The organism is Kitasatospora sp. NPDC091257 (assembly GCF_044757675.1).
GTDB lineage: Bacteria > Actinomycetota > Actinomycetes > Streptomycetales > Streptomycetaceae > Kitasatospora > Kitasatospora lactacystinica.
Genome location: NZ_JBIVVI010001202.1, coordinates 1 through 2,697 on the forward strand (window position 1 = coordinate 1; position 2,697 = coordinate 2,697).

The 2,697-nt window shown below is 73.7% G+C and carries 2 protein-coding genes; both read left to right on the forward strand.

Annotated features, from left to right (window positions below; all coding sequences use genetic code 11):
• Window positions 1-2,092: molybdopterin cofactor-binding domain-containing protein (locus ACIQOV_RS36295; protein WP_401055072.1), on the forward strand; the 2,092-nt coding region annotated here is incomplete at its 5' end.
• A gap of 44 nt (window positions 2,093-2,136) precedes the next feature.
• A complete protein-coding gene (locus tag ACIQOV_RS36300) occupies window positions 2,137-2,604 on the forward strand; it encodes a (2Fe-2S)-binding protein (RefSeq protein WP_359900229.1) in 468 nt (155 codons plus the stop codon).
• The last annotated feature ends 93 nt before the right edge of the window (window positions 2,605-2,697 follow it).

Consider the following 2,697-nt stretch of genomic DNA (forward strand, 5'->3'; position numbering starts at 1 on the left):
CCTACCGGTCCGGGAGACCGCCCTCCCCCATCAGCTGATCGGCCTGCCCGGCATCCCGGACATCGTCGACCTCGGCGACGCGATGATCATCGCCGGTCTGCCGACCGCGCACCTGCTGGTCCTCGAAGTCACCCCCGCCGGCCGGGCCGCGCTGCACCTGCCCCGGCTGGAGGTCGGCCAGGGCCTCACCACCTCGATCGCCATGATCGTCGCCGAGGAGCTCGACGCCCGCCTCTCCGACGTCGACGTCCCGCTCAGCGACTCCCGTCCCGAGCTGCTCTTCAACCAGCTGACCGGCGGCTCCAACTCGATCCGCTCGCTGTACGACCCGGTGCGCGCCGCGGCCGCCGCCGCCCGCGCCCGGCTGGTAACCGCCGCCGCCAAGCGCTGGAACGTTCCGGCGACCACCCTGCGCACCGCCGACTCCGCCGTCCTCGCCCCCGACGGCCGCCGCCTCGGCTACGGCGACCTCGCCGCCGCGGCGGCCACCGTCGCCGTACCCGCCGTCCCGTCCGTCCCCAAGACCGCCGACCAACTGCGCCTGGTGGGCCGGCCGACCGGCCGGATCGACGCCCGCGACATCGTCACCGGCCGCGCCACGTACGCCGGGGACCTCCAGATCCCGGGCGCTGTGCCCACCGTGGTCGCCCGGCCGACCACCGTCAACGGCACCCTCAAATCCCTGGACGCCTCCGCCGCCCGCGCCATGCCCGGGGTGCTCGGCGTGGTGCGGATCCCGACCGGCGTCGCCGTCCTCGCCGAGACCTTCGACCAGGCGCTCAAGGCCCGCGACGCGCTGCGCACCACCTGGAACCCGGGCCCGGTCGCGGGCCTGTCCGACGCCGACGTCCGGTCCCGGCTGCGCGCCGCCCACCTGCCCTCGCTCCCGCCGCCGCTGCTCTCCCACCGGGTGCAGGCGGAGTTCGACTTCGCCTTCGTCAACCACGCCCCGATGGAGGTGCTCACCGCCGTCGCCGACGTCCGGCCGAACCGCGCCGAGCTCTGGTTCGCCTCGCAGAGCCCGATCCTCGCCCAGGGCACCATCGCCGCCGAACTCGGCCTGCCGGAGAACGCCGTCACCGTCCACGTGGTGCGCGGCGGCGGCTCGTTCGGCCGCCGGCTCTTCTTCGACGCCGCCCTGGAGGCCGCCCAGGTCTCCAAGGCCGCCGGCCGCCCGGTCAAGCTGATGTGGACGCGCAACGACGACATGCGCCACGGCCGGGTGCGCCCGGCCAGCCACCACGTCATCCGGGCCACCTACGGCCTCGGCCAGGTGTTCAGCTGGGAGCACCACGTGGCCGGCGTCCGGACCGACCTCGGGCACGGCCTCGGCGACATGCTCACCGCCGCCGGCTACAACCTCCCGCTGGCCGGGCTCACCGCCTCCGAACTGTTCTTCCTGCTCACCGAGAAGATCCCGTACGACGTCGGAGTGCCCACCCAGCTGCTCGCCGAGGTGCCGCTGGAGCTGAACACCGGAAGCTGGCGCTCGGTCTACTCGGGCACCGTCCGGGTCACCGACGAGATCATGATGGACGAACTCGCCCGCCGGATGGGCCAGGACGAGCTGGGCTTCCGCCGCGACCGGATGCGCAGCGCCGCCGGGCGGGCGGTGCTGGACGAGCTCGCCAAGCGCGGCAACTGGGGCCGCCCGATGCCTCCCGGCCAGGCCCAGGGCATCGGCTACCACGACGAGCACAGCGCCAGCGCCGGGTACCTGGTCGAGCTGGACGCCACCGACCGCGCCAACCCCCGGGTGACCAAGGCCGTCGTCGTCGCCGACGTCGGCCGGGTGATCAACCCCAAGGGCCTGGAGGCCCAACTGACCGGCGCGCTGGTCGACGGCATCTCGGTGATCCTCCAGGCCGGCAACCACCTGGACAACGGGGCCTTCCGGGAAGGAAGTTACAGCGACTTCCACTACGCCCGGCAGCGGCACACCCCGCCGGTGGTCGAGGTCCACCTGATGCCGCCGAGCGGACCGCCCGGCGGCGCGGGCGAGCTGGGCGTCCCGGCCGCCTCGGCCGCCGTCGCCAACGCCTACGCCCGCGCGACCGGCACCAGCCCCCGCTCCTTCCCGATCGCCTTCTGACCACCGGCACCATCCGACCACCTGCTGAGGAATACCGACTCCCCATGCCCACCCACACCTTCGTCCTCAACGGGCGGCCCGTCAGCGTCGAGGCCCCGGACGACATGCCGCTGCTCTGGGTCCTGCGCGACAAGCTCGGCGTCACCGGCCCCAAGTACGGCTGCGGGGTGGGCGTCTGCCGCGCCTGCACCAGCCACCTGGACGGCGAGGAGTTCCAGCCCTGCACCCGGTCCGTCAAGGACTGCGAGGGCCACACCGTCACCACCATCGAGGGCCTGGCCGACGGCGAGGTCCTCCACCCCGTCCAGGAGGCCTGGCTCGCCTGCGACGTCGCCCAGTGCGGCTTCTGCCAGCCCGGCCAGATCATGACCGCCGTCGCCCTGCTGCGCCGCACCCCGAACCCGACGGACGCGGACATCGACCGGATCCAGAACGTCTGCCGCTGCGGCACCTACCCGCGCATCCGCGAGGCGATCAAGCAGGCCGCCGCGCGGCAGGCCGCCAAGCCCTGAGCCTGTGGCGATGCGGGTGACGTTGCCCTTGAGGTCGTTCAGCAGGTGGTCGATGCGGCTCGCCGAGGCCTTGACCTCCTCGGCCGCCTGGTG